This window comes from Actinosynnema sp. NPDC002837, from assembly GCF_040295345.1.
Lineage (GTDB): Bacteria > Actinomycetota > Actinomycetes > Mycobacteriales > Pseudonocardiaceae > Actinosynnema.
In genome coordinates this window covers 1-24,389 of record NZ_JBEOVG010000028.1, presented here as the reverse complement: position 1 = coordinate 24,389, position 24,389 = coordinate 1, and the positions used below count along the sequence as shown (strand labels likewise).

Annotated in this window: 26 protein-coding genes; 15 read left to right on the top strand and 11 right to left on the bottom strand. The window is 72.7% G+C overall.

What is annotated here, in order from left to right:
* Positions 1-5: 5 nt before the first annotated feature.
* Together ABTZ99_RS20575 and ABTZ99_RS20570 are read left to right on the top strand one after the other, a co-directional pair.
* A complete protein-coding gene (locus ABTZ99_RS20575; protein ID WP_033434999.1) occupies positions 6-269 on the top strand; it encodes a phosphoribosyl-ATP diphosphatase in 264 nt (87 codons plus the stop codon).
* Entirely contained in the window at positions 266-553 is a 288-nt protein-coding gene (locus tag ABTZ99_RS20570) for an antibiotic biosynthesis monooxygenase family protein (protein ID WP_499612988.1), read from the top strand. Before ABTZ99_RS20575 ends, ABTZ99_RS20570 begins: the two co-directional genes overlap by 4 nt.
* Here ABTZ99_RS20570 and ABTZ99_RS20565 read toward each other — a convergent pair.
* From ABTZ99_RS20565 to ABTZ99_RS20550, 4 genes are all read right to left on the bottom strand, one after another.
* The gene (locus tag ABTZ99_RS20565; RefSeq protein ID WP_498775813.1) at positions 538-1,170 is read right to left on the bottom strand and encodes a phosphoribosyltransferase; all 633 of its coding nucleotides are present in this window, start codon (positions 1,168-1,170) and stop codon (positions 538-540) included. The genes ABTZ99_RS20570 and ABTZ99_RS20565 overlap by 16 nt on opposite strands.
* Before the next feature lie 43 nt (positions 1,171-1,213).
* On the bottom strand, positions 1,214-1,990 hold the full coding sequence (locus ABTZ99_RS20560; protein WP_498776126.1) for a thioesterase family protein: 777 nt from the start codon (positions 1,988-1,990) through the stop codon (positions 1,214-1,216).
* Between the two features lie 71 nt (positions 1,991-2,061).
* Positions 2,062-2,928, bottom strand: a complete 867-nt coding sequence (locus tag ABTZ99_RS20555; protein WP_498775815.1) for a RecB family exonuclease — start codon at positions 2,926-2,928, stop codon at positions 2,062-2,064.
* A 56-nt stretch (positions 2,929-2,984) separates the two neighbouring features.
* The gene (locus ABTZ99_RS20550) at positions 2,985-4,160 is read right to left on the bottom strand and encodes an FAD-dependent monooxygenase (RefSeq protein ID WP_499612984.1); all 1,176 of its coding nucleotides are present in this window, start codon (positions 4,158-4,160) and stop codon (positions 2,985-2,987) included.
* An 87-nt stretch (positions 4,161-4,247) separates the two neighbouring features.
* Between ABTZ99_RS20550 and ABTZ99_RS20545 the strand changes: the two genes are divergently transcribed.
* Both ABTZ99_RS20545 and ABTZ99_RS20540 read left to right on the top strand, forming a co-directional pair.
* A complete protein-coding gene (locus ABTZ99_RS20545) occupies positions 4,248-4,985 on the top strand; it encodes a TetR/AcrR family transcriptional regulator (protein WP_498775819.1) in 738 nt (245 codons plus the stop codon).
* 26 nt (positions 4,986-5,011) lie between these two features.
* Entirely contained in the window at positions 5,012-6,142 is a 1,131-nt protein-coding gene (locus ABTZ99_RS20540; protein ID WP_499612981.1) for a site-2 protease family protein, read from the top strand.
* Here ABTZ99_RS20540 and ABTZ99_RS20535 read toward each other — a convergent pair.
* Together ABTZ99_RS20535 and ABTZ99_RS20530 are read right to left on the bottom strand one after the other, a co-directional pair.
* Positions 6,117-6,740: a response regulator gene (locus tag ABTZ99_RS20535; protein WP_498776128.1), complete on the bottom strand. Its 624-nt coding sequence runs from the start codon at positions 6,738-6,740 to the stop codon at positions 6,117-6,119. The genes ABTZ99_RS20540 and ABTZ99_RS20535 overlap by 26 nt on opposite strands.
* Positions 6,741-6,790: 50 nt before the next feature.
* Positions 6,791-7,915 carry a sensor histidine kinase gene (locus tag ABTZ99_RS20530; protein WP_499612979.1) on the bottom strand — a complete coding sequence of 375 codons (1,125 nt, stop codon included), beginning with the start codon at positions 7,913-7,915 and terminating at the stop codon, positions 6,791-6,793.
* A 105-nt stretch (positions 7,916-8,020) separates the two neighbouring features.
* Here ABTZ99_RS20530 and ABTZ99_RS20525 point away from each other — a divergent pair, with 105 nt between their 5' ends.
* Together ABTZ99_RS20525 and ABTZ99_RS20520 are read left to right on the top strand one after the other, a co-directional pair.
* Positions 8,021-8,599: a hypothetical protein gene (locus tag ABTZ99_RS20525; protein ID WP_498775825.1), complete on the top strand. Its 579-nt coding sequence runs from the start codon at positions 8,021-8,023 to the stop codon at positions 8,597-8,599.
* Between the two features lie 99 nt (positions 8,600-8,698).
* Positions 8,699-9,526, top strand: a complete 828-nt coding sequence (locus ABTZ99_RS20520) for a tRNA (adenine-N1)-methyltransferase (RefSeq protein WP_230565749.1) — start codon at positions 8,699-8,701, stop codon at positions 9,524-9,526.
* A 69-nt stretch (positions 9,527-9,595) separates the two neighbouring features.
* Here the strand turns inward: ABTZ99_RS20520 and ABTZ99_RS20515 are convergent, their stop codons facing one another.
* A complete protein-coding gene (locus ABTZ99_RS20515) occupies positions 9,596-10,393 on the bottom strand; it encodes an Rv0361 family membrane protein (protein ID WP_498775828.1) in 798 nt (265 codons plus the stop codon).
* A gap of 239 nt (positions 10,394-10,632) precedes the next feature.
* Between ABTZ99_RS20515 and arc the strand changes: the two genes are divergently transcribed.
* Positions 10,633-12,432, top strand: a complete 1,800-nt coding sequence (gene arc, locus ABTZ99_RS20510) for a proteasome ATPase (RefSeq protein ID WP_123742245.1) — start codon at positions 10,633-10,635, stop codon at positions 12,430-12,432.
* A gap of 379 nt (positions 12,433-12,811) precedes the next feature.
* Here the strand turns inward: arc and ABTZ99_RS20505 are convergent, their stop codons facing one another.
* The gene (locus ABTZ99_RS20505) at positions 12,812-13,456 is read right to left on the bottom strand and encodes a response regulator (protein ID WP_499612974.1); all 645 of its coding nucleotides are present in this window, start codon (positions 13,454-13,456) and stop codon (positions 12,812-12,814) included.
* On the bottom strand, positions 13,453-14,556 hold the full coding sequence (locus tag ABTZ99_RS20500; RefSeq protein ID WP_499613094.1) for a sensor histidine kinase: 1,104 nt from the start codon (positions 14,554-14,556) through the stop codon (positions 13,453-13,455). The genes ABTZ99_RS20505 and ABTZ99_RS20500 overlap by 4 nt, the downstream gene beginning before the upstream one ends.
* A 114-nt stretch (positions 14,557-14,670) precedes the next feature.
* Between ABTZ99_RS20500 and ABTZ99_RS20495 the strand changes: the two genes are divergently transcribed.
* From ABTZ99_RS20495 to ABTZ99_RS20485, 3 genes are all read left to right on the top strand, one after another.
* Positions 14,671-15,579 (top strand): ABC transporter ATP-binding protein, encoded by a 909-nt coding sequence (locus tag ABTZ99_RS20495; RefSeq protein ID WP_499612971.1) that lies wholly within the window; start codon positions 14,671-14,673, stop codon positions 15,577-15,579.
* Positions 15,576-16,343: an ABC transporter permease gene (locus tag ABTZ99_RS20490; RefSeq protein ID WP_498775836.1), complete on the top strand. Its 768-nt coding sequence runs from the start codon at positions 15,576-15,578 to the stop codon at positions 16,341-16,343. The genes ABTZ99_RS20495 and ABTZ99_RS20490 overlap by 4 nt, the downstream gene beginning before the upstream one ends.
* Before the next feature lie 178 nt (positions 16,344-16,521).
* Positions 16,522-17,442 (top strand): aldo/keto reductase, encoded by a 921-nt coding sequence (locus ABTZ99_RS20485; RefSeq protein ID WP_499612969.1) that lies wholly within the window; start codon positions 16,522-16,524, stop codon positions 17,440-17,442.
* On the opposite strand, the gene ABTZ99_RS20480 is transcribed toward ABTZ99_RS20485, so the two are convergent.
* Positions 17,414-17,692: a DUF6191 domain-containing protein gene (locus tag ABTZ99_RS20480; RefSeq protein ID WP_499612967.1), complete on the bottom strand. Its 279-nt coding sequence runs from the start codon at positions 17,690-17,692 to the stop codon at positions 17,414-17,416. The genes ABTZ99_RS20485 and ABTZ99_RS20480 overlap by 29 nt on opposite strands.
* Before the next feature lie 8 nt (positions 17,693-17,700).
* A complete protein-coding gene (locus ABTZ99_RS20475) occupies positions 17,701-18,195 on the bottom strand; it encodes an NUDIX hydrolase (protein ID WP_498775843.1) in 495 nt (164 codons plus the stop codon).
* A gap of 104 nt (positions 18,196-18,299) precedes the next feature.
* On the opposite strand from ABTZ99_RS20475, the gene ABTZ99_RS20470 reads away from it, so the two are divergent.
* From ABTZ99_RS20470 to prcA, 5 genes are all read left to right on the top strand, one after another.
* The gene (locus ABTZ99_RS20470) at positions 18,300-20,774 is read left to right on the top strand and encodes an FtsX-like permease family protein (protein WP_499612965.1); all 2,475 of its coding nucleotides are present in this window, start codon (positions 18,300-18,302) and stop codon (positions 20,772-20,774) included.
* Between the two features lie 52 nt (positions 20,775-20,826).
* The gene (gene dop, locus ABTZ99_RS20465) at positions 20,827-22,320 is read left to right on the top strand and encodes a depupylase/deamidase Dop (RefSeq protein ID WP_498775847.1); all 1,494 of its coding nucleotides are present in this window, start codon (positions 20,827-20,829) and stop codon (positions 22,318-22,320) included.
* An 84-nt stretch (positions 22,321-22,404) separates the two neighbouring features.
* A complete protein-coding gene (locus ABTZ99_RS20460; protein ID WP_053716644.1) occupies positions 22,405-22,599 on the top strand; it encodes a ubiquitin-like protein Pup in 195 nt (64 codons plus the stop codon).
* Positions 22,600-22,633: 34 nt separating this feature from the next.
* Entirely contained in the window at positions 22,634-23,482 is an 849-nt protein-coding gene (prcB, locus tag ABTZ99_RS20455) for a proteasome subunit beta (protein WP_499612962.1), read from the top strand.
* Between the two features lie 55 nt (positions 23,483-23,537).
* Positions 23,538-24,350 carry a proteasome subunit alpha gene (gene prcA, locus ABTZ99_RS20450; protein WP_498775851.1) on the top strand — a complete coding sequence of 271 codons (813 nt, stop codon included), beginning with the start codon at positions 23,538-23,540 and terminating at the stop codon, positions 24,348-24,350.
* Positions 24,351-24,389: the final 39 nt, after the last annotated feature.

The following is a 24,389-nucleotide window of genomic DNA, read 5'->3' as shown; positions in this document are numbered from 1 at the left end:
ACCCCGTGAAGACCTTCGACGAGCTGTTCGCCGAGCTGAGCGAACGCGCACGCACCCGCCCTGAGGGCTCCGCCACCGCCGCGGCTCTGGAGGCCGGGGTGCATGCGCAGGGCAAGAAGGTGCTGGAGGAGGCCGGCGAGGTCTGGATCGCCGCGGAGCACGAGTCCGACGAGCGCCTGGCCGAAGAGGTCTCCCAGCTGCTGTACCGGGTGCAGGTGCTGATGCTCGGGCGCGGTCTCACCCTCGAAGACGTCTACAAGCACCTGTGATCCTGGAAGTCGCCACCCTCGACGTCCGCCCCGGTCTGGAGGCGGACTTCGAGCAGGCGTTCGACCAGGCTCGCGAGGTCATCGCGCAGTCGCCCGGGTTCGTCTCGGTCGACCTGCGGCGGTCGGTCGAGCACCCGTCCCGGTACCTGCTGCTCGTGCGGTGGGAACGGCTCGAGGACCACACGGTCGGCTTCCGGCAGGGGCCGCTGTACCCGCGGTGGAAGGCGCTGCTGCACCACTTCTACGACCCGTTCCCGACCGTCGAGCACTACCGCGCCCTCTGACGGCGCAGCAGTTCCACCACCTGGTCGTCGGTGGTCTGGTCGAAGTGACCGTAGAACCGGCCGACCGCCCGGAAATCCGTCCGCGGGTGCGGGCAGACCACCAGGTCGGCGTCCGCGCGCAGGGCGCGCACCGAGTCCGCCGCGCCCACCGGCACCGCGAGCACCAGGCGTCGCGGGTCCTGCCCGCGGGCTTCGCGCAGCGCGGCACGGGCCGTGACGCCGGTGGCCAGGCCGTCGTCCACGACCAGCACGTCCCGGCCTTCGAGCCGCACCGGGCCGTCCCGGTACAGCTCCAGCCGCCGCCGGGCCTCCCGTTGTTCGGCCTCGCACGTCTCGGCCAGGTCCTCGCGGGTGAGGCCGAGCATGCGCAGCGCGTCCTCGTCGAAGATCGGCTCGCCGTTCGCGGTGACCGCCCCGATGCCGTACTCGGGGTGGCCGGGCGCGCCGATCTTGCGGGCGACGGCCACGTCCAGCTCACCGCCCAGCGCGGAGGCGACCTCGAACGCCACCGGCACGCCGCCGCGGGCCAGGCCGAGCACCAGGGGATCGGTCCACGACTCGCCGGCCAGCGCCCGGGCGAGCACCCGTCCGGCGTCGAAGCGGTCCGCGAACCTCATGACCCCATGGTGCGCGCGCCGCGTGCCGGTTGCGACCGTGGGCCTAGCGCTCCCGCACGAACAGCGACTGCGCGCCGTGCCCCACGGGGCCGTGCTCGTCGTGCAGGACGCTGCTCGCCACGCCGACGCCCGACGGTCCGATCACCGTGCGCGCGTCCAGGGCGAACCACTCGCCGACCGGCTCGCGGTGCAGGTGCACGGTCAGGTCGGTGTTGATCGCGTACCACGTGCGGATGTCCAGCCGGCTGGACACGCCGCTCGCCGAGTCGGCCACGGTGAACAGGCGTTGCGCCGCGGTCGGCTCCTCGCCGGCCACCACGCGCACCTGCGGCCGCGCCCACACCACCGCGTCACCGGGCGCGAAGATGCCGCCGCTGACCGAACGCCACTCCATCGCGGCCAGGTAGCCGCCCCGCCAGTGCTCCGGGACGGCCATCGGCTCGCACGTCGACGGCGCGACGAGCGGCTCACCCGCGCCGGCCGCCACCGCCGCCGTGTCGCCCGCCACGATCCGCCACGCGTTCGCCCGCAGCACCGGGCGGCCCCCGTGCGCCAGCTCGGCCGACAACAGCTCCACCGAACGCCCCGGCCGCACCACCGAGGCCGTCACGGTCAGCTCCGCGACCGGCACCGGGCCGAGCACCTCGAACGCCACCCGGGACAGCACCGCCTCCGGCCGCGGCGCGCACCGCTCCAACGCCCGCACCAGCAGCGCGGACGGCGGCCCCAGGTGCTGGCTGTCGTTGCCCCACGGACCGGTGGTGTGCCCGGTGGCGGCGAACCGGTCGGAGTCCAGCTGTTCGTAGAACGCGTCCATCAGCACGATCCCCTCAGCACGACCCCCTCGACACGACCCTTCGACGACGAACCGCTCGGCCCGGACACCGCGTGTCAGTCGGCCCGGTCCAGCGCGGTCTCCACCCCGGCGTCCGGCTCCGGCCAGCCCGGGTACGGCGGCGGCGTGCCGTCGAACGCCGGGCACAGCGCCTTGTGGTCGCAGTAGTCGCACAGCCTGCCCGGGTTCGGCCGGAAGTCGCCGGACTTCGCCGCGCGCAGGATGGCGTCCCAGATCGCCTCCAGCGTGCGCTCGAACCGGGTCAGCTCCGCCTCGTCCGGCTGGTAGGCCAACGCCTGCCGGTCGGCCAGGTACATCAGCCGCAGCTGGCGCGGCACCACGCCGCGCAGCCGCCACAGCACCAGCGCGTAGAACTTCATCTGGAACAACGCCTTGGCCTCGCCGACCTCGCGCGGCGCGGCGCCCGTCTTGTAGTCGACCACCCGGATCTCGCCGGTCGGCGCCACGTCCACGCGGTCGATGTACCCGCGCAGCAGCACGCCCGAGGGCAGTTCCCACTCCACCAGCAGCTCACGGGCGTCGGCGTCGAACCGGCGCGGGTCCTCCAGGCCGAAGTAGCCGTCCAGCAGCTCCTCCGCCGACGCCAGCCACCGCTCCTGCTCCGGATCGCCCTCGGCGAACAGCTCGGCGAACTCCGGCCGCTCGGCCCGCACCCGCTCCCACGCCGGGCCGACCAGCGCCCGCGCCGTCTCCGGCAGCCGTTCGTCGGCGGGCAGGCCGAACAGGTCCTCCAGCACCGCGTGCACCACCGTGCCGCGCACCTGCGCCCTGGTCGGCTTCTCGGGCAGCCGGTCGACGGCGCGGAAGCGGTAGAGCAGCGGGCACTGCTTGAAGTCGCCCGCTCGCGAGGGCGACAGCGCTGGCCTGCGAACAGGGCGCTCGGTGATCGTCGGCACTGCCATGGCCCAGAACCATAGGCCAACCCCCCGACAAGATCGGGTCCGAACCGCGCGAGGCGCTACGCGGCGGCGCGCGCGTAGTCCGGCAGGTCGATCTTGTTCGTGATGTCCTTGCCTGCCTTCAGCATCAGGTCGAGCAGGAACTTGGTGCCCAGGAGCCCGTTGCGCGCGCGCAGGGCGAACCGGCTCGCCGGCGCCAGGAACTTCCCCGTCCGGTCACCGCCCTTCTGGCACCGCCGGGCGTAGTCGCGCATCCGGTCCTCATAACGCCGGAACGCCGTCTCGTGGTCGCCGTCCGCCGTGGCCAGCTCGCCCGCGAGCACGTACGCGCCGACGACGGCGGTGCCCGCGCCCATGCCGCCGATGGTGGCGCCGCAGGCCGCGTCACCGACCAGCGCGACCCGCCCCCGTGACCAGGGTCGGACGTCCACCCGGCTGATCGAGTCGAAGTACAGCTCCGTCGTGTGCTCCAAGGTCGCCAGCAACCGGGGCGTCCGCCACCTCACCCCGCGGAACGCGTCGTGGAGCAGCCGGCGCTGCCCGGCCACGTCGTGCCGGTCGTACGCCAGCCGTGGCGACTTGAACACCACGAACGCGCCCGGCCGGTCCGGGCCGCCGCCGGTGGACACGAGCCGTCCCGGCGCGTTGTAGCTCACCGGCTCGGCGGGCGCGTCGAAGTCGGCGGGCAGGTCCCAGCTCGCGACGTAGTAACCGAGGTGGCTGACGAACCGCTCCTCCGGCCCGAAGGCCAGCGCGCGGACCCGGGAGTGGATGCCGTCGGCGCCGATGACCAGGTCGAAAGTGCGCTGATCGCCGGAGGCAAACGTCACGTCGACGCCGTCGGGCGTTTCGGCCAACGCGGCGATCGAGTCGCCGAAGACGTAGTCCGCCCGAGCCCTGCCGTGCTCGTAGAGCACCCGCGAGAGGTCCGAGCGCAGCACCTCGACGTCGCCGCCCGCGAACTCCGCCGGCAGGTGGAGCACGGTGCGGTCGCGCTCGTCCACGAACGTCATCGGGCTGCCGCCGGTCCGGACCTCGCGCAGCCGGTCCAGCACGCCCATCCGCTCCAGCACGGCGAGGTGCGTCTCGCCGCGGAAGTCGACCGCCGCCCCGCCGCCGCGCAGCGCGGGCGCGATCTCCACGACGGTCGGCTCGAAGCCGTAGTGCGCGAGCCAGTAGGCCAGCGCCGGTCCGGCGACGCTCGCGCCGGAGATCAGGACCTGCTTGTCGGCCATGTCCGCCCCTAACTGTGTCCATCGGAAGCAGTTCTATTTGTGTATCGTAGACACAGTTTTTTCGCGACGGCAACACCGGAGGTGGCGATGGACCTGACGGGCAGCCTCGAACTGCTGTGGGGCGACCGCCCCGGCCCTCGCCGCGGCCCCAAGCCCGCGCTCACCCACGAGCTCATCGCCCGCACCGGCATCGCGATCGCCGACGCCGAGGGGCTCGCCGCCGTCTCCATGCAGCGGGTCGCCGCGGACCTCGGCTTCACCAAGATGTCGCTGTACCGCTACGTGCCCGGCAAGTCCGAGCTGGTCGCGCTCATGGCCGACCTGGCGATGGGCACGCCGCCCGCCGACCTCGGCGAGGGCGACCGGTTCGCACGGCTGCGCGCGTGGGCGCTGGGGCTGCTGCCCGGCTTCGTGCGCCACCCGTGGGTCCTGGAGGCCACCACGGGCCCGCGCGTGATCGGCCCGAACGAGCTGGCCTGGATGGAGGCCGCGCTGGCCGTGCTCGACGGCGCGGGCCTGGGCGGCGCCGAGCGGATGGACGTGCTGGCGGTGCTCGCCGGGCACGTCCGCAACATCGCCCAGCAAGCGGCGACGGCGCCGGGCGGCGACGCGGGCACGCAGTTCGGCGCGATCGTGGCCGAGGTGGTGCGCGAGCGCGGCGACCGGTACCCGGCGGTGCGGGCCGCGTTGGCGGAGGCGGCCGGGGGAGGCGAGGACGAGGCCCTGGGCTTCGGCCTCGACCTCATCCTCGACGGCCTGCGCGCCCGGATCGGCGACGCGAGCCCGACGCGGGCCCGACCCGGCGCTGATCCAACACAGTCCTGATACACCCGGCCGCCTAGGCTCGTCCCGTGGCGACGACGAGTGGTTGGCGACGGCAGGTCGGCCGGGACGGCGGGCTGCCGCTGTTCCGCGTGGCCGGCATCCCGGTGCTGCTCGCGCCGTCCTGGTGGCTGGGCTCGGCGGCCATCGTGGTGCTCTACGCGCCGCTGGTCGGCCGCATCGCGCCCGGCACGGGCGGCCTCACCGGCGTGCTGCTCGCCGCCACGTTCGCGGTCTTCCTCGGCCTGTCCGTGCTGGCGCACGAACTCGGCCACAGCCTGGTCGCGCTCCGCCTCGGCCTGCCGGTGCGCCGGCTGCGCCTGTTCCTGCTCGGCGGCGTGTCCGAGGTGATGCGCACCCCGACCCGCCCCGGCCACGAGGGCGCCATCGCCGCCGCGGGCCCGATCGTCTCCATCGTCCTGGCGGGCGCGTTCGCGGTGGCCGCCTCCACCATCCCGCAGCCCGACGCGGTCTGGCTGCTGATCGCCCAGACCGCGTTCGCCAACGCCGCCGTCGCGGTGTTCAACCTGCTGCCCGGCCTGCCGCTGGACGGCGGCCGGATCCTGCGCGCGGGCGTGTGGGCCGTCACCGGCCGGCGTGCGACGGGCACGAAGGCCGCCGTGATCGGCGGCGGCGTGGTGGCCGCGCTGCTCGTCGTCTGGGCGGTCTGGGGCGTGCTCGACGGCGCCGAGGACCGCTGGCTCCGCTTCGGCGTGTGCCTGCTGACCGCGTGGTTCGTGCTGGCCGGCGCGCGCGGCGAGTTCACCGCCGAGCGCCGCAGCACCTGGCCGGACGGCCTCACGCTGGGCGAGCTCGTCCGACCGGTGCTCCAACTGCCCGCCGAGAGCCCGGTGTCGGGCGCGCTCACCGCGTCCGCCGGCCGGGGCGTGGTCCTGGTCCGCGCGGACGGTGTCGCCGCCGGCCTGCTCGACCGCGAGATGGCACGTCGCCTGGCCAGCACCTCGCCGCACGCCCCGGCCGAGCAGGCCGCCGTGCCGATCCGGCCGGAGACCGTGCTGCTGGAGAACGAGACGGGCGCCGAGGTGGTCGAGCGCGTGCACGGCACCGCCGCCTGGGAGTACCTGGTCGTCGACCTCGAAGGACGGCCCGCGGGCGTGCTGCGCCGCGAGGACCTCAAGGCCGCGCTGAACCGCCGCTGACCTGGTCGTCCTCGCCCGGCCCGCCGACCAACCCGGCCTCCTGCGCCAGGATCGCCGCCTGCACCCGCGACCGCAGGTCGAGCTTCGTCAGCACGCGCGACACGTGCGTCTTCACCGTCGTCTCACCGATGTGCAGCTTTCGCCCGATCTGGTGATTCGACAGCCCTTCGCCGAGGCAGTGCAGCACCTCCACCTCGCGGTCGGTCAACGCGTCCAGCGCGGCCGGGCGCGCTCGCGGCGCGGCCGAGGCGAACTCCCGCATCACCCGCCGCGTCACGCTCGGCGCCAGCACGCCGTCACCGGCCGCGACCTGCCGCACCGCGTCCACCAGCGCGGACGCCTCCACCGACTTGAGCAGGAACCCCGCCGCGCCCGCCCGCAGCGCGCCGCGCACGTACTCGTCCAGGTCGAACGTCGTCAGCACGAGCACGTCGCACACGCCGCTGAGCCGCCGGGTCGCCTCGATGCCGTCCACGCCGGGCATCCGGATGTCCATCAGCACCACGTCGGGCTCGAGCCGCTTGGCCAGCCGCACGGCCGTCGCGCCGTCCTCGGCCTCGCCGACCACCTCGATGCCCTCCGCGTCGCCGAGGATCATCACCAGCCCCGCCCGGATCGCCGCGTGGTCGTCGGCCACGACCACCCGGATCACAGCGGGAACTCCGCCCGCACGACCCAGCCGCCTGCCCCGTCGAGACCCGCGGCGAACACCCCGCCGACCAGGTGGGCGCGTTCCGCCATGCTCACCAACCCCGTTCCCGTCCCCGTGCCGCGCGCACCGTCCACCACGTCGTTCCGCACGACCACCACCAACCGCATGACCTGCCGTTCCAGCACCACCGACGTGCGCGCGCCCGGCGCGTGCTTCACCGCGTTGGTCAACGCCTCCTGCACGATCCGGTACGCCGCGACGTCCACGCCCACGGGCAGCTCGCCCAGGTCCGCGCCGCGCAGCTCCACGTCCAGCCCGGCCGCGGCGGCCGACTCGACCAGCGCGCCCACGTCCGCCAGCCGCACCGCCACCGGCTCGTCCGCCGGCTCGTCGGCCCGCAGCACGTCGATCATCGTCCGCATCTCGGCCAACGCGCGCACGCTGTTCTCCCGGACCGACTTCAACACCGTGCGCGCGGTCTCCGGGTCGCCCGAGCGCAGCGACAGCACGGCCTCGGACTGGATCGCGATCGCGGACATGTGCCCGGCCACCACGTCGTGCAGGTCGCGGGCCATCCGGTTGCGCTCGGCGTTCACCGCGGCCCGCCGGTCCAGCTCGGCGATGCGGGCGACCTGCTCGGCGCTCTCCCGGTGCCGCCGCACGTTCGTCGCCCACCACACGGGCACGACGAGCAGCGAGAACAGCAGCAACCCGGTGTAGAACGACTGCCGCCAGTCGCCCGTCGCGGCGGACGTCGCCGTGATGCCGACCGTCGCCGCGGCCACCACGGCGACGAGCACCCGGTGCAGCGCGCGCGGCCCGTGCAGCGTGGCCACGAACAGCACGTCGATGCACACCATCATCACCGGCATGCTCAGGCCGAAGTGCAGGTCCACCGCCGTGGCCGCGCCCGCCACGCCCAGCGCCACCACGGGCGCCCGGTGGCGGAACACCTGACCGGCGCACGCCACCGCGAGGATCGCCACCCGCACCCCGAGCGGCGTCGACCCGCCGCGGTCGCCCGTCACCTGGTCCAGGCCGAGCCGGTGGATCAGCAGCCCCAAGGCGAAGAAGGCCACCGCGGTCAGCACGTCGCGGTGTTTCGGGCGGAGCTCCACCACGTCATCACAGCACAGGGCAAGGCCCGAAGCGTCCTACGAACTGATGACCCGGGATCGGTCGGCCCGCCGACGCGCGCGAGGTCCGCGGGCGGCAGCATTGAGGACGTGGTCGAACCGTTGGTGTTCCTCATCGTGGCGTGCGAGATCGGGTTCTGGGTGGTGCTGGGCGCGGGGCTGCTGGCCCGGTACGTGCTGCGGATGCGCAGACTCGGCGCGGTGCTGCTGGCCTGTACCCCGTTGGTGGACGTGGTGCTGCTCGTGGCGACCGTGTTCGACCTGAGGTCCGGGGGCGAGGCGACGAGCGTGCACGGGCTCGCCGCGATCTACCTGGGGGTGAGCGTGGCGTTCGGGCACAGCATGATGCGGTGGGCCGACCAGCGCGTCGCCCACCGGTTCGCCGGTGGGCCGCCGCCGGTGAAGCCGCCGAAGCACGGCCTGGCGAAGGTGCGCCACGAGTGGCGCGAGTGGGGCAAGTTCGCGGTGGCGTGGGCGATCGCGTGCTCGGTGATGCTGCTTCTCATGTTCGTCGTCGGCACGCCGGAGCGCACGCAGGCGCTGTGGGGGCAGATGGCGACCATGACGCTCATCGGCGCGATCTGGCTGGTGGGCTGGCCCGTGTACCACACGGTCACCGAGCTGGCGAAGGGCCGGTTCACCGAGAAGGTCACCGACAAGGGCGAGTGAACGCGGGTCGGACGGCTGGTAGGCCGCTACGGGCCGTGCGCGGCCTCCGTGCGACCATCGTGCGCTGTTGACGCGCGTTTAAGCAGGAGGTTCGCCGCGGTGAGCACCGCCAGTGGTCCGTTCCAGCCGGGAGACCGGGTGCAGTTGACCGACCCGAAGGGACGGCACTACACGATCGTGCTCGAACCGGGCAAGGAGTACCACACGCACCGCGGCGCGTTGTCGCACGACAAGCTGATCGGGCAGCCCGAGGGGTCCGTGGTCGTCTCGGTGGGCGGCACGTCGTTCCTGGCGCTGCGCCCGCTGCTGCCGGACTACGTGCTGTCCATGCCGCGCGGCGCCCAGGTGATCTACCCCAAGGACGCCGCCCAGATCGTCATGTACGGCGACGTGTTCCCCGGCGCGCGGGTGCTGGAGGCAGGCGCCGGGTCGGGCGCGCTGACCTGCTCGTTGCTGCGCGCGGTCGGCGAGAAGGGCAGCGTGACGTCGTACGAGGTCCGCCAGGACCACGCCGACCACGCGATCCGCAACGTCGAGCAGTTCTTCGGCGAGCGGCCGGGCAACTGGTCGCTGACCGTCGCCGACGTGAACGAGCACGAGGGCGAGGTCGACCGGGTCGTCCTGGACATGCTCGCGCCGTGGGACGTGCTGCCCGCCGTGTCGCGCAGCCTCATCCCGGGCGGCGTGCTGGTGGTGTACGTGGCGACCACGACGCAGCTGTCGAAGGTGACCGAGGCGATCCGGGAGCAGCAGCACTGGACCGAGCCGCACGCGTGGGAGACCCTCGTGCGGCCGTGGCACGTGGTGGGCCTGGCCGTGCGGCCGGAGCACCGGATGATCGGGCACACCGCGTTCCTGCTGACCACCCGCAGGCTGGCCGACGGCGTCACGCCGCCCCGGCCGCAGCGCCGCCCGTCCAAGGGCTGATCGAGCGCCTGACCAGCTGAAACGGCCCCGCACGTGGTGTGCGGGGCCGTTGTCCACCGGTCGTGCGGGTCAGCTCTTCGGGCAGGCGACCCAGCCGTCGTCGGTCTTCTTGAACGGCAGCGTGTCGGTGTCGTCCTTGACGAACTCCTTCATGCTGTCGGGCACGCCGTCGAACTTGACCGAGATGGTGGCCGTGGCCTCCGTGTCGCTCTTCTCCTCGACCTTGTCGACGGTCAGGTTGACCTTGATGCTCTTCGCCGCCTCCTGGGCCGCCTTGATCTGCTCCTGGAACTCCGGGGGCAGGTCCTTCAGCTCCTTCTCGAGCTCGGCGGCGAAGGCGCCCGGGTCGGTGGCCTTCTTGATGTCGTCAATCGATTTCTTGCTCGTGTCGCAGGTCAGCGCGGTGAGCTTGTCGAAGTCGCGGGAGTTGACGGCCGCGACGTAGCTGTCGGCGGCGTCCTTGGCGGTGCCGTTGCTGCCGCCTCCCAGCGTCATGACCAGCGTGACCACGACGCCGATCACGACCAGGGCGCCGACCCCGCCCAAGATCCACGGCAGGGGGCTCTTCTTCGGCGGCGTGCCGTAGGGATCGCCGAAACCACCCGGTTGGCCGTAACCGGGCTGGTTGAACTGGCCGGGTTGGCCGTACGGCTGCTGGCCGGGGCCGGGCTGGCCCTGCTGCGGGTAACCGCCGGGTGGCGTGCCGTAGCCGGGCTGCTGCCCACCCTGTGGGAACCCCTGGGCAGGCGGCGGGTACCCGCCGGGCTGCTGGCCGTATCCCGGCTGCTGGCCGAATTGGCCTGGTTGCTGGCCAAATTGACCCGGCTGCTGACCGTACGGACCCGGCTGCTGCGGCGGGACGGACATCACGTTCTCCTAGAACTTTCCGCTGGTGGCAGTGGACACTGCCCGGACCACTCACGTGGGACTAGTACTGGACGCACGGTAGCGGGTGGGAGGTTCCGGCTGACACCGGTATGGAGCAGTTGACCCCGCCGAGCGGGCGGTTTGTGTCATCACACGACGCCTCCGAACCCGCTGGGTGGCCGCTTTTGTCGGTGATCGCCGGTACCGTTGTCGTACGAACACGGGAGGAGGGTGCCGACATGCAGCACGGTCATCCCGGCAGCCAGCCCGATGAGGGTGGCGAGCTGAACAAGGGCAATAACTCTGGTGAGCTGACAGCGCAGATCAGGTTCCTGGAGGACGAGATCGCGTTGCTGCGCCGCAAGTTGACGGAATCCCCACGACACGTCCGCCTGCTGGAGCAGCGGTTGGCGGAGGCGACGGAGCGCGTCAGCCAACTGACCGAGCGCAACACGAAGCTCATCGACACCCTTCGAGAAGCGCGGAGCCAGCTGCTCGCGCTGCGCGAGGAAGTGGACCGCCTCGCGCAGCCGCCCAGCGGCTACGGCGTGTTCCTGGCCAGGTTCGACGACGGCACGGTGGACGTGTTCACCTCCGGCCGCCGCATGCGGGTCTCGGTATCGCCCGCGGTCGAGACGCCGTCGCTGGTCCTCGGCCAGTCGGTGCGCCTGAACGAGGCGTTGACCGTGGTCGAGGGCGGCGACTTCGAGCGAACCGGCGAGGTCTGCACGCTGCGCGAGGTGTTGGCGTCGGAAACCGCCGACAGCTCGATCGGCCGTGCCCTGGTCGTCGGCCACGCCGACGAGGAGCGGGTCGTCTGGCTCGCCCAGCCGCTGATGGATTCGCCGCTGAAGGCGGGCGACTCCCTGCTGGTCGACTCCAAGGCGGGTTTCGCCTACGAGCGCGTGCCGAAGGCCGAGGTCGAGGACCTGGTGCTGGAGGAGGTGCCCGACGTCCGGTACGAGGACATCGGTGGCCTCTACCGGCAGATCGAGCAGATCCGCGACGCCGTGGAGCTGCCGTTCCTGCACGCCGACCTGTTCCGCGAGTACAAGCTGCGCCCGCCCAAGGGCGTGCTGTTGTACGGCCCTCCCGGCTGCGGCAAGACGCTCATCGCGAAAGCGGTGGCGAACTCCCTGGCCAAGCAGGTCCACGCCGCCAGGGGCGAGGACCACCGCGAAGCCAAGAGCTACTTCCTCAACATCAAGGGCCCCGAGCTGCTCAACAAGTTCGTGGGCGAGACCGAGCGGCACATCCGGCTGATCTTCCAGCGCGCCCGGGAGAAGGCCTCCGAGGGCACGCCGGTGATCGTGTTCTTCGACGAGATGGACTCGATCTTCCGCACCCGCGGCAGCGGCGTGTCGTCCGACGTCGAGACCACGATCGTGCCCCAGCTCCTCAGCGAGATCGACGGCGTCGAGGGCCTGGAGAACGTGATCGTGATCGGCGCCTCCAACCGCGAGGACATGATCGACCCGGCGATCCTGCGGCCGGGCCGGCTCGACGTCAAGATCAAGATCGAGCGTCCGGACGCCGAAGGCGCGAAGGACATCTTCAACAAGTACCTCACGCCCGACCTGCCGATCCACGCCGACGACCTGGCCGAGTTCGGCGGCGACCCGGTGGCCTGCATCGACGGCATGGTGCAGCACACGGTCGAGCGGATGTACGAGGAGTCGGAGGAGAACCGCTTCCTCGAGGTCACCTACGCCAACGGTGACAAGGAGGTCCTGTACTTCCGGGACTTCAACTCGGGCGCGATGATCCAGAACATCGTCGACCGCGCGAAGAAGGCGGCCATCAAGAGCCTGCTGGACACCAAGCAGCCGGGCTTGTCGGTGCGCCACCTGCTGGACGCGATCGTGGACGAGTTCGCCGAGAACGAGGACCTGCCCAACACGACCAACCCGGACGACTGGGCCAGGATCTCGGGCAAGAAGGGCGAGCGGATCGTGTACATCCGCACGCTGGTGACCGGCAAGAACCAGGAGTCGGGTCGGGCCATCGACACGGCCACGAACACCGGTCAGTACCTGTAGGACCGCACTGCCATCCATCAACCCGCCTGGAGAACCCGTCCGGCCACCGCGCCGGGCGGGTTTTCCGCGTTCAGGGCGGGAGCGGACACCCTCACCCACCCGGCGCACCTCGCGCGGCCACCGCTCGCGACCTGGGCGTGAATCGGTTCAGAAGGTCCAGTCTCGTCCTGCGCAGGTCGGACCGGCCGCACGGGAGCCGTTCGGCCGGCGGCAGGTCCCCGGGCCACGACCGGATCGCGGGCCGGCGGAAGACCCGCGCCGAACCGGGCCACAACGGGATCGCGTGGCCGGCGAGCACCTGCCCTCGCCCGGCCCCTCATGGCTTCGACACCACCGGACGACTTGGCCGAGCCGGGCGGGCCACGATCGGGGCCGGTCGTCAGGAGCGGGCGCTGACCAGGCCGGATTCGTAGGCGGCGATGACGAGCTGTGCCCGGTCCCTCGCCTGGAGCTTGTGCAGCAGGCGGCCGATGTGGGTCTTCACCGTGCCGGCCGACAGGTGCAGCTCGGCCATGATCTCGGCGTTGGAGAACCCGCGGGCGATCAGCAGCAGCACCTCCTGCTCACGTTCCGTGATCCCGTCGAGGCGGATCGTGCGGGGCGCGGGCGTGCGGGAGAACTCGGCGACCAGGCGACGGGTCACCGAGGGTGACAGCAGGGCGTCGCCGGCGGCCACCACGCGGATCGCGGCCAGCAGGTCGGCCGGGGGAGTGTCCTTGAGCAGGAACCCGCTCGCACCCGCCCGCAACGCCGAGTACACGTACTCGTCCAGGTCGAACGTGGTCAGGATCAGCACCCGGGCCGCGCTGAACGAGCCGATCTCGCGGGTGGCCGCGATCCCGTCCACCCCCGGCATCCGGACGTCCATGAGCACCACGTCCGGGGACGTCGACCGCACCACCGACACGGCCTCGGCGCCGTCGCCCGCCTCGCCGACCACCCGCAGGTCGTCCGCCGAGTCCACCAGCACCCGGAAGCTGCCGCGCAGCAGCGCCTGGTCGTCCACGACCACCACGTCGATCACGACAGCGGCACCTCGGCGCGCACCGCGAACCCGCCGCCGGCCAGCGGACCGGCCGAGAAGGTCCCGTCGTAGACCGCCACCCGTTCCCGCATCCCGATCAACCCGTGCCCCCCTCCGCCACCGGCCAACACCCGTTCGCCGGGCCCGTCGTCGACCACCCGCACCTCGACCGAAGCGTCCCCCACGACGATCGACACCTCGCAGGCGGCCGGCGCCGCGTGCTTGACCACGTTGGTGACGGACTCCTGCACGATCCGGTACACGGTCAGCCCCAGCCCTTCGGGCAGCGAGCCCGTCACCGACAGCGACACGTCCACCCCGGCGAGGGACGCCCGCGTCACCAGTTCGGGCAAGTCGGCCAGGCCGGGCATGGGCGCCAGTTCGGCCTCCGAGTCCTCCGACCGCAGCACGCCCATCAGCCGCCGCATCTCGACCAGGGTGCCGCGCGAGGCCCTCTCGATGACCTGGAGCGCCTCTTGGGCCTCCTCGGGCCGCGACGGCGCCACGTGGGCCGCGACCCCGGCCTTGACCGTGATCAGGCTCAGGCTGTGCGCGACCACGTCGTGCAGCTCGCGGGCGATGCGCAGGCGTTCCTCGGCGACCGCCTTGGACGACGCCTCGGCGGCCTGGCGGGCCTCGTAGGACCGGCGGATCCGCGTGGCGCGCCCCAACGCCCACGCGGCGCACACCACCAGCGTGAGGAAGATCGACAGCCCGGCGGACTCCGGCCACGCCTCGCCGATGAACACCGCCACCCAGGCCGAGCCGAGCGTGGCCGCCAGCGCGCCCACGGCCACCCGCGACGAGCAGGCCGAAGCCACCAGGTAGATCGCGAACGCGGTGGCGCTGTAGGGCTCCAGCGTGATGTGGGCGATGGTGGCCACGTTCTGCGCCGTGAGCACGATGCCGAGCGTGAGCAGTGGCCGCTTGCGGCGCAGCGCCAGGGGCGCCCCGACCAGGACCGCCACCGGGTAGCCCAGCCACGCCGGCACGTCGGACAGCCGGGCGAAGTCCAGGTACACCATGACCAGCACCACGGCGGCGGCCACGTCCAGCGCGTACAGGTAGGCGGTGGGCAGCATCCGCAGGACTCGCGACATCACGGACGGCACGGTAACCGGCGTGGCCGCCGGTGGCGTCGGACCACGGTCCGACCCCGAATTGAGGACCTCGGTCCGATCCGCCCGCGCCCCCGCCCCGGCAGGCTCCTCCCCATGATCGAAGTACGGCAACTGACCAAGAGCTACCGCGCCACCCGGGCGGTGGACGGCCTCTCGTTCGAGGTGAAACCCGGCTACGTCGCGGGCTTCCTCGGCCCCAACGGCGCGGGCAAGTCCACCACCATGCGGGCGATCCTCGGCCTCGACCGGCCGACCAGCGGCGAGGCGCTCGTCGACGGTCGCCGGTACGCCGGGATCCGCCGGCCCATGCACCACGTCGGCGCGCTGCTCGACGCGGGCGCGGTGCACGGCGGCCGGTCCGCCTACGACCACCTCCGCGTGCTGGCCCGCAGCAACGGCATCAAGGACAGCCGGGCCGTCGCCACCCTGGAGCAGGTCGGCCTGGCGGGTGTGGCGAAGAGGCGCGTGAGCTCGCTGTCGCTCGGCATGAAGCAGCGCCTCGGGGTGGCGGCGGCCCTGCTCGGCGACCCCGGCGTGCTGCTGTTCGACGAGCCGGTGAACGGCCTCGACCCGGAGGGCATCCGCTGGATCAGGCACCTGATGCGCGACCTGGCCCGCGAGGGCCGCACCGTGCTCGTGTCCAGCCACCTGATGAGCGAGATGGCCCTGACCGCCGACCGGGTGATCGTGATCGGCCGCGGCAAGCTGATCCTGGAGGCGTCCATGCAGGACCTCCAGGAGAAGTTCAAGAGGGACGTCCTGGTGCGCACCCCCGCGCCGGACGCCCTGGTGACCGCCCTGTCCGCCGCAGGCGCGAGAACCCGGTCCGACGCCGGCGCCCTGCTCGTCCAGGGCCTGGACGCCCCGGACATCGCCGACCTCGCCGCGCGCGACGGCATCCCCATCCACGAACTGACCCCGCGCAGCGCGTCCCTGGAGGACGCCTACCTCGAGCTGACCGAGGACAGCGTGGAGTACCGCACCCGGGAGACCGCCCGATGACCGACGTGCTGAACTCGGAGTGGCTGAAGCTCCGCTCGGTCCGCTCGACCACCTACGTCCTGACGACCATCGCGGTGTGCCTGCTCGGCGGCGCGCTGGTGTCGTACCTGATGACGGCCGACTGGGACACCTCGCCGCCGGAGCTCCAGCAGAAGTTCGGCGCCGCCGACCCGAGCGTGATGGTGGTCCCGTTCACCCAGTTCTGCCTCGGCGTGCTGGGCGCCCTGGCGGTCACCTCGGAGTACGGCAGCGGGATGATCCGCACCGCCCTCGTCTCCGTGCCGCGGCGCGGGGCCTACCTGCTGGCGAAGACGGTCGTGGTGGCCGGCGCGTCGCTGCTGATCGGCCTGGCGACCGTCCTGCTCGCCTACCAGACCGGAGAACTGATCACCGGCGACCGCCCCGAACCGATCTCGGCGTACAGCTCGTTCACCGACGCCCTGCCGACCCTCCTGGCGAACACCGCGTCGCTGGTCCTGCTGGCCCTGCTCGGCCTGGGCCTGGGCTTCCTGCTCCGCTCCACGGCGGGCGCCCTGGTCTCCCTGTGCGCCCTGCTGTTCGTGCTGCCGTCCCTGACCCTGATCCTGCCGGATCCCTGGAACGAACGCGTGTACTCCGTGATGCTGCCGGTCCTGGCACCCCAACTGGCAGCCGAGTCACCGGACGCACCCCTGTCGCCACTGGGCGCGGGCCTGGTCATGCTCGCCTACCTGGCCCTGGCGCTGGGAGCGGGCGCCCTCGCCCTCCTCCGCCGCGACGCCTGACACGTCGACCACCTTCTGCGGCACCGGTCTCCCGCATCAGCGATGCGGGGGCGTGGGAACCCGCGGCCACCGGGTTCGGAGGCGGACCCGGTGGCATCGGCGGTTCGGCGACACCGACACGGCAGCACCCCACCACGGCGTCCGGCGGCTCGGAAGGCCGCCCGTTACCGTGTCGGACGTGCCCGACTTCGCCCTCGGCCTGGCCGCGCTCGGCCGCCCCGCCTACATCAACCTCGGCCGCGAGCACGCGCTGCCCGAACACCGCGACGTGGACGCCATGCGCGCCCAGTGCCACGCCGTCCTGGACGCCGCCTACGCGGCGGGCGTGCGGCGGGTCGACGCGGCCCGCTCCTACGGCCGCGCGGAGGAGTTCCTGGCCCAGTGGCTGGCCGCACGCGGCCACCAGGACGTGCAGGTGTCGAGCAAGTGGGGCTACGCCTACGTCGCCGACTGGCGGCGGGACGCGGACACGCACGAGGTCAAGGAGCACTCGGTCGAGCGGTTCACCCGGCAGTGGCGGGAGACCGAGGACCTGCTCGGCGCGCACGTCGGCCTCTACGACGTGCACTCGCTGACCTCCGACAGCCCGCTGTTCGGCGACCTCGACCTGCTCCTCGCCCTGGGCGGCCTGCGCGACTCGGGCGTCCGCGTCGGCTTCTCCACCTCCGGCCCGCACCAGGGCGAGACGATCCGCCGCGCGCTGGAGCTCACCGTCGAGGGGCGGCGGCTGTTCGACAGCGTCCAATCCACCTGGAACGTCCTGGAGACCTCGGCGGGACCGGCGCTGGCGTTCGCCAAGGAGTCCGGCGCGGAGGTGTTCGTCAAGGAGGGCCTGGCCAACGGCAGGCTGGCCGTCGACCCGCCGCCCCGCGTGCGCGACCTGGCCGACGAGCACGGCGTCGGCCCGGACGCCGTCGCGCTGGCCGCCGTGCTCGCCCAACCGTGGGCCGACGTGGTGCTCTCGGGCGCGGCGAGCCCGGAGCAGCTGCGGGCCAACCTCGCGGCACGGGACGTCGACCTGGCGTCGGACGAGCTCGCCGACTGCGCGGAGCCCGCCGAGCGGTACTGGGCTACTCGGGCGTCGCTGGCCTGGGAATGAGCCTGACGGCGCCCGAGTCGAGGTCCACCGGCCCGCGCGGCGGCGCGCCCGACTCCTCGTCCTCGCCCAGCATCAGCGTCACCTGGCGCTGTTCCAGCTCGATGTGCTTGCTGCCGTGGAACAGGGTGGTGAACTCGTCCATCGCGGTCGCGGACACGACCGGGTGACCCTGGCGCCGGCGGACCCACTTCCACAGCCGCTCGCCCGAAGCGAGCGCGAGCAGCAGCAGGGCGAGGCCGGGGATCGACATCGCGAACATCATGCCCATCTGAACCACTCCCGGATCAGGGCCCGACCGTCCGGCACGACCGGCCACCCGGGGTCTTCCGCCAACGCCCGCACCTCGTCCGCCCCCAGCCAGCCGCCCCACGCCACTTCTTCCGGCTGGTGCACGAACGGTCCATCGCTGCGCACCTCGTAAACGTGCGCGACATAGCGGATGGTTCCGTCCACGAAGGGCGTGCTGAACCGGAACTCCGGCGCCGCCGAGACCCCCAGCTCCTCCGCCAACTCCCGCACCGCGCACTCGTCGGGCGTCTCACCCGCCGCGACGACACCGCCGCACGTCGGGTCGTACAGCCCGGGGTAGACGTCCTTGGTGTCGGTGCGCCGGTGCACGTACAGCCGGGTCCCGTCGAGCGAGCGCACGACGATCACGGCGCAGAGGTGCCACAGGCCTTCCGCGCGCATCCGGGCGCGCGTCGCCGTGCCGATGGGCGTGCCGTCGGTGTCCACCACTACCACGTGCTCCACGCCAAGATCCTCCCCTGGTAGCACCGGGCCGTGCTACCTCGGGCCGACGCCTGCCGACGCCCCCGGTTCCTAACGTCGTGGCGTTCGCGTCACGAGGAGGAGTTGTGCCCACATCCCTGCGGCTCGCGGTCGCCGAGTTCCGCAACCGGCCCGGTCGCGCCGCGCTGCCCGGCGTCGCCCTGGTGGTCGGCGTCGCCTGCCTGCTGGCCGCCCTGATGCTCAGCGACGCGATGGTGCGCGCCGCGAACGAGGGCGCGCCCACCGTGCCCGCCGGCGTCGACCTCGTGGTCCGCCCGCCGCTCTACTCGGACGCGGTTCTCGACCAGGCGACCGCCGATCGGGTGGCGCAGGTCGCCGGGGTGACGGTGGCGCAACCGATCCGCGAGGTCCGCGCCGACCTGCTGATCGAGGGCGGGCGCGCGGGCGACCGGCGCGCCACCGCCGACATCGAGCCCGACCGCGCCGACCTGCACCGCGTGCCGATCCTGGAGGGCCGCTCGCCCGGCCCCGACGGCGAGATCGCGCTCGACCGGGTCACCGCCTACGAGCACGGCCTCAAGCCGGGCTCCTCCGTGCGGGTGGCCGACGCGGCGGGCAAGCCGGTGGACGTGGTCGTCCGGGGCATCACCAAGCGCGGCTCGTTCGGCGAGGAGCCGGTGATCGTGGTCGGCGAGCGCCTGGCCGCCAAGCTCGGCGGCGAGCCCCGGGTCGAGGCGATCTACGTGGTCGGCGGCGATCGCGACGCCGTCGCCCGGGCCGTGGGGGAGGGCTTCCCGGTGGACACCAGGGCGGCGATCGCGGCGGAGCCGCCCGACAACGACCTGGCGGCCGTGCTGCTGCCGTTCAGCATCCTGGCGCTGGCCACGTCCGTCTTCGTCGCCTCCGCCACCTACCGCGCCGTCTACGCGCAACGCCAGCGGCACACCGCGCTGCTGCGCTGCCTCGGCGCGCACCGGGGCCCGCTGGTCTGGGCGAACCTCTTCGAGGCGCTGCTCACCGGCGCGGTCGCGGGCGTCCTCGGCGCGGTGCTCGGCGGGTCGGTGGCGTGGCTGCTGGCCAGGCTGTTCGACACCACCGGCCTGTCCTCGCTGCTCGGCGCGGTCGAGCTGAGCCCGCCGCTGCTGCCCTCGACCGGCCAGCTGGTGATCGGCGTCGTCACGGCGGCCACGCTCAGCGCGTTCGCCGCGGTCCGGCCCGCGCTGGCCGCCGCGCGCATCTCGCCGCTCGCGGCGCTGCGGACGTCCGAAGGGCAGACGCCCGACCGGGCCGTGGTGCGCCGCCGGCGGTTCTTCGGCATCGGCCTGGTGGTCACCGCGACGGTCATGGCGGCGCTCGCGGTCCTCGCCGCCGGCTCGCTCGCCGCGATCTTCCTGGTCCTGTTCTCCGGCATCACCGCCGTGTTCGGCCTGTTCGGCGTGCTCGGGCCGGTGGTCGTGCCCGCGCTCGGCCGGATCTTCGGCACGGTCGCGAGCCGCTTCGGCGGCGCGCAGTGGAAGCTGGCCGCCGCCGAGGTGCGGCGGGTGCCGCAGCGGTCCGCGTCGGTGGCGATGCCGCTGCTCCTGGCCGCCGCCATGGTCACGTTCTTCGCCGTCACGGTGGGTTCGGCGCAGCGCATGGAGGACGAGTTCAGCAACGAGCCGCGGCCCGACGCCGTGGTCGCCGACTCCGGCGGACGCGCGCTCGCCGGCGGTGTCGGCGCGGCGGCCAACCGGCCGGAAGCGGCGAGCACGGTCGTGCTGCACGGTGTCGTCACCGAGCAGCGGGACGCCGAGGGCCGCACGTTCCCGACCCAGCTCGCCGGCGCCGACCCCGAACGCCTGCGCGAGTGGCTGACCAGGCAGGACGTCAACGCCAAGGACTTCGCGCCCGGCGCCGTCCTGCTGGACGAGTGGTACGCCGAGCGGTTCGGCGCGCAGGTCGGCCGGCCGTTCACGGTCGAGGGACTGCCCGGCGGGCCGCGCACGGCCACGGTCGTCGGCACGTTCGCCGGCTCCCTGCTCGACGGCGCCGACGTGGTGCTGGCCGAACCGGACCTGGCGCCCGCCTCCAAGGTGCTGGTGGCGTTCGAACCGGGCGCGGACCCCGCCGCCTACGAGGCGGGCGTGCGGGCGGCGCTGGCCGACTCGCCCACCGTTCTGGTGAAGACCAGGGCCGAGGCGAACGCGGAGAACCAGCGCTACCTCGACCTGGGGATCGTGCTGCTGATGGTGCTGCTGGGGCTGTCCGTCGCGGTCGCGGTGACCGGCATCGGGACCGCGTTGACGATCTCCGTGCAGGAGCGCCGCAAGGAGCTGGCGCTGCGCCGCGCGCTCGGCGTGACCAAGGGCGGCCTGCAAGGTGGCGTGGTGGCCGAAGCGGTGCTGTTGGCGCTGGTGGGAGTGCTGGGAGGGGGTGTGTTCGGCCTCGTCTACGCGGAGCTGACGCTGGCCGCCGTCGGCGTGTTCGTGTGGCCCACGGCGGCGGTGCTCCCGCTGCTGGTCGGGGGCGCGGGCGTGGTGGTCCTGGCGGTGCTCGCGGCGTTCGGGCCGGCCCGCGGCGCGTCCCGGATCAGGCCCGCCGCGGGACTCGCGGCCGGCTGAAACGTGACCTGGGTCCGGGCGGTGTGTCGGTGGAACGTCGTAGTCTGCGTACATGCGGCGGATCATGGGAACCGAAGTCGAGTACGGCATCTCGGTGCCGGGTGACGCGACGGCGAACCCGGTGCTCACCTCGACACAGGTCGTGCTGGCCTACGCGGCGGCCGCCGACATACCGCGGGCGCGCCGGGCGCGCTGGGACTACGAGGTCGAATCGCCGCTGCGCGACGCGCGCGGCTTCGACCTCGGCACGCCCGGCGGCCACCCCGGCGACAGCGACGTCGAGGACCTGGGCGCGGCCAACGTGATCCTCACCAACGGCGCGCGCCTCTACGTCGACCACGCGCACCCGGAGTACTCCGCGCCCGAGGTCACCAACGCGCGCGACGCGGTGATCTGGGACAAGGCGGGGGAGCGGGTGATGGAGGAGGCCGCGATGCGCGCGGCCACCGTCCCCGGCCAGCCCCGGTTGCAGCTCTACAAGAACAACGTGGACGGCAAGGGCGCCAGCTACGGCACCCACGAGAACTACCTGATGCAGCGCAGCACGCCGTTCACCGCGGTGATCGCCGGGCTCACGCCGTTCTTCGCGTCCCGCCAGGTCGTGGTCGGCTCCGGCCGCGTCGGCATCGGCGCGGCGGGCGAGGAGGCGGGCTACCAGCTGTCCCAGCGCTCCGACTACATCGAGGTCGAGGTCGGCCTGGAGACCACGCTCAAGCGCGGCATCATCAACACCCGCGACGAGCCGCACGCCGACGCGGACAAGTACCGCCGGCTGCACGTCATCATCGGCGACGCGAACCTCGCCGAGTACTCCACCTACATCAAGTGCGGCTCCACGTCGCTCGTGCTCGACATGATCGAGGCCGGCCGCCGGTTCGACGACCTGCGGTTGCAGGAGCCGGTCCGGGCGGTGCACCAGATCAGCCACGACCCGACCCTCAAGGTGAAGGTCGAGCTGGCGAGCGGGCGCAAGTTCACCGGGTTGGACCTGCAGTTCGCCTACTACGAGCGCGCCGCCGCGTTCGTCGAGCAGGAGGGCTACGGCGACCGGGACGTGCTGCGCGTGTGGGGCGAGGTGCTCGACGCGCTGGCCCGCGACCCGCAGGAGTGCGCCGACCGCCTCGACTGGGTGGCGAAGCTGCGGTTGCTCGAAGGCTATCGCGCCCGGGACGGCCTGGCCTGGGGCTCGCCCCGGCTGTCGCTGGTCGACCTGCAGTACTCCGACGTGCGGCTGGACAAGGGCCTGTACAACCGGCTGGTGGCCCGCGGCTCGATGAAACGCCTGGTCAGCGAGGAGGAGGTGCGGGCGGCCATCCTGTCGCCGCCGGAGGACACCCGCGCCTACTTCCGCGGTCGCTGCCTGGAGCGCTACCCCACCTCGGTGGCCGCCGCGTCGTGGGATTCGGTGATCTTCGACCTCGGTCGGGAATCACTCGTCCGGATCCCCACCCTGGAACCGCTGCGCGGCACGAAAGCGCACGTCGGAGCCCTGCTGGAGGCCTCGGACACGGCCGAGCAGCTGGTGGAGGCGCTCACCCGGGGCTGATCAACAAACCCGAGTGGCAGGCGCAGGATGGCGTACCTGGTGGGTAGTGTTTAACTCGCAGGACCCGAAGACCGGGAGGTCGACATGGCCCAGGAACAGGTTCAGCGCCAAGGCGGCGGTGACGGCGACGAGAACGGCGACGGCGCGGCCGGCGCCGGCCAGGAACGCCGGGAGAAGCTCGGCGAGGACGTCGACGCCATCCTCGACGAGATCGACGACGTGCTCGAGGAGAACGCCGAGGACTTCGTCCGCGCGTACGTGCAAAAGGGCGGCGAGTAAGAAGCCGCCGGCGGGACAGGAGAGAAACTCACACATGGACCACAGCTCGACCGGGCACTACCCGGCCGCGTCGTTGCCCCCGGCCTACCTCAGGCCGGGGTCGTCGTCGTTCACCGATTTCCTCCGCGCCCAGGCCCCCGAACTGCTGCCGTCGAGCCGCACCCTGCCCGAGGGCAGCGCGGTGCAGGCCCCGCACGGCACGACCATCGTCGCCCTCACGTTCAAGGGCGGCGTGGTGATCGCGGGCGACCGGCGCGCCACGATGGGCAACGTGATCGCCCAGCGCGACATGAAGAAGGTGTTCATCACCGACGACCACTCGGCGGTGGGGATCGCGGGCACGGCGGGCATCGCGGTCGAGATCGTCCGGCTCTACGCGGTCGAGCTCCGGCACTACGAGAAGATCGAGGGCGTCTCGCTGTCGTTGGACGGCAAGGCGAACCGGCTCTCCGCGATGATCAAGGGCAACCTCGACGCCGCGCTCGCGGGCCTGGCGGTCGTGCCGCTGTTCGCGGGTTTCGACGTCGACGCGCCGGACCCGGACCGCGCGGGCCGCATCATCTCCTACGACGTGACCGGCGGGCGGTACGAGGAGTCGCAGGGCTACCAGGCCGTCGGCTCCGGTTCGCTGTTCGCGAAGTCGGCGATGAAGAAGCTGTACGACCCGGACGCGGACGCCGAGGCCGCCACCAGGACCGCGATCGAGGCGCTGTACGACGCGGCCGACGACGACTCGGGCACCGGCGGCCCGGACGTGATCCGCAAGATCTACCCGGTCGTCGTGACGATCACCGCCGACGGCGCGGCCCACCTGCCCGACGCGGACACCGCGACGTTGGCCGAGTCGGTCGTCGAGGGCCGCAAGGCCAGGCCGGCGGGCTGAGCGCCGTGTCGACCCCCATCCCCACCCGCATCCGCCGAGCCCGGGAGCCGCAGCAGTGACGATGCCGTTGTACGCCTCACCCGAGCAGATCCTCCGCGATCGCGCGGAGTACGCCCGGAAGGGCATCGCCCGAGGCCGGAGCGTCGTCGTGCTCCGGTACGCCGACGGCGTGCTGTTCGTGGCGGAGAACCCGTCCGCGACGCTGCACAAGGTGTCCGAGATCTACGACCGCATCGCGTTCGCCGCGGTCGGCCGCTACAGCGAGTTCGAGAACCTGCGCCAGGCGGGCATCCGGTTCGCCGACATCCGCGGGTACCAGAACGACCCGCGCGACGTGACGGGCCGCTCGCTGGCGAACGTCTACGCCCAGACCCTGGGCTCGATCTTCGCCGAGCAGATCAAGCCGCTGGAGGTGGAGATCTGCGTGGCCGAGGTCGGCGTCGACCCCGAGCAGGACACGCTGTACCGGCTGACCTACGACGGCTCGATCGTGGAAGAGCCGCAGTACGTCGTGATGGGCGGCCAGGCCGAGGCCACGGGCACCGCCCTCAAGGACGCCTACACCGAGGCGCAGCCGCTGGCCGACGCCGTGCGCACCGCGGTGAAGGCGCTCAGCGCCGGCAGCACCACCACCGGCAACGGCAAGCCCGACCTCCTCGACCGCGGCAAGCTGGAGGTCGCGGTCCTGGAACGCTCCCGGCCGCGTCGCGCGTTCCGCCGCATCACGGGCGCCGCTCTCGCCGCCCTCCTCCCGGGCGACGACGCGGCACCCGCCGACGAGGCCAAGGCCGCCGAACCACCCGCCAAGGGCACCAAGCGCAAGCCCGTGACGGACGTGAACCTGCCGCCGAACGACGACAAGCCGTAGGTTCCGCCACTGACGGCGAAGGCCCCCGACACCGCGTCG

Bases quoted from the DNA above. Each gene is read 5' to 3' on its own strand.
- arc (WP_123742245.1), top strand. From the start codon at position 10,633: ATGCAGCACGGTCATCCCGGCAGCCAGCCCGATGAGGGTGGCGAGCTG.
- ABTZ99_RS20550 (WP_499612984.1), bottom strand. From the start codon at position 4,160: ATGGCCGACAAGCAGGTCCTGATCTCCGGCGCGAGCGTCGCCGGACCG.
- ABTZ99_RS20535 (WP_498776128.1), bottom strand. From the start codon at position 6,740: ATGATCCTCGGCGACGCGGAGGGCATCGAGGTGGTCGGCGAGGCCGAG.
- ABTZ99_RS20490 (WP_498775836.1), top strand. From the start codon at position 15,576: ATGACCGACGTGCTGAACTCGGAGTGGCTGAAGCTCCGCTCGGTCCGC.
- ABTZ99_RS20495 (WP_499612971.1), top strand. From the start codon at position 14,671: ATGATCGAAGTACGGCAACTGACCAAGAGCTACCGCGCCACCCGGGCG.
- ABTZ99_RS20555 (WP_498775815.1), bottom strand. From the start codon at position 2,928: ATGGCAGTGCCGACGATCACCGAGCGCCCTGTTCGCAGGCCAGCGCTG.
- ABTZ99_RS20460 (WP_053716644.1), top strand. From the start codon at position 22,405: ATGGCCCAGGAACAGGTTCAGCGCCAAGGCGGCGGTGACGGCGACGAG.
- ABTZ99_RS20500 (WP_499613094.1), bottom strand. From the start codon at position 14,556: ATGTCGCGAGTCCTGCGGATGCTGCCCACCGCCTACCTGTACGCGCTG.
- ABTZ99_RS20545 (WP_498775819.1), top strand. From the start codon at position 4,248: ATGGACCTGACGGGCAGCCTCGAACTGCTGTGGGGCGACCGCCCCGGC.
- dop (WP_498775847.1), top strand. From the start codon at position 20,827: ATGCGGCGGATCATGGGAACCGAAGTCGAGTACGGCATCTCGGTGCCG.
- ABTZ99_RS20515 (WP_498775828.1), bottom strand. From the start codon at position 10,393: ATGTCCGTCCCGCCGCAGCAGCCGGGTCCGTACGGTCAGCAGCCGGGT.
- ABTZ99_RS20480 (WP_499612967.1), bottom strand. From the start codon at position 17,692: ATGTCGATCCCCGGCCTCGCCCTGCTGCTGCTCGCGCTCGCTTCGGGC.
- prcB (WP_499612962.1), top strand. From the start codon at position 22,634: ATGGACCACAGCTCGACCGGGCACTACCCGGCCGCGTCGTTGCCCCCG.
- ABTZ99_RS20565 (WP_498775813.1), bottom strand. From the start codon at position 1,170: ATGAGGTTCGCGGACCGCTTCGACGCCGGACGGGTGCTCGCCCGGGCG.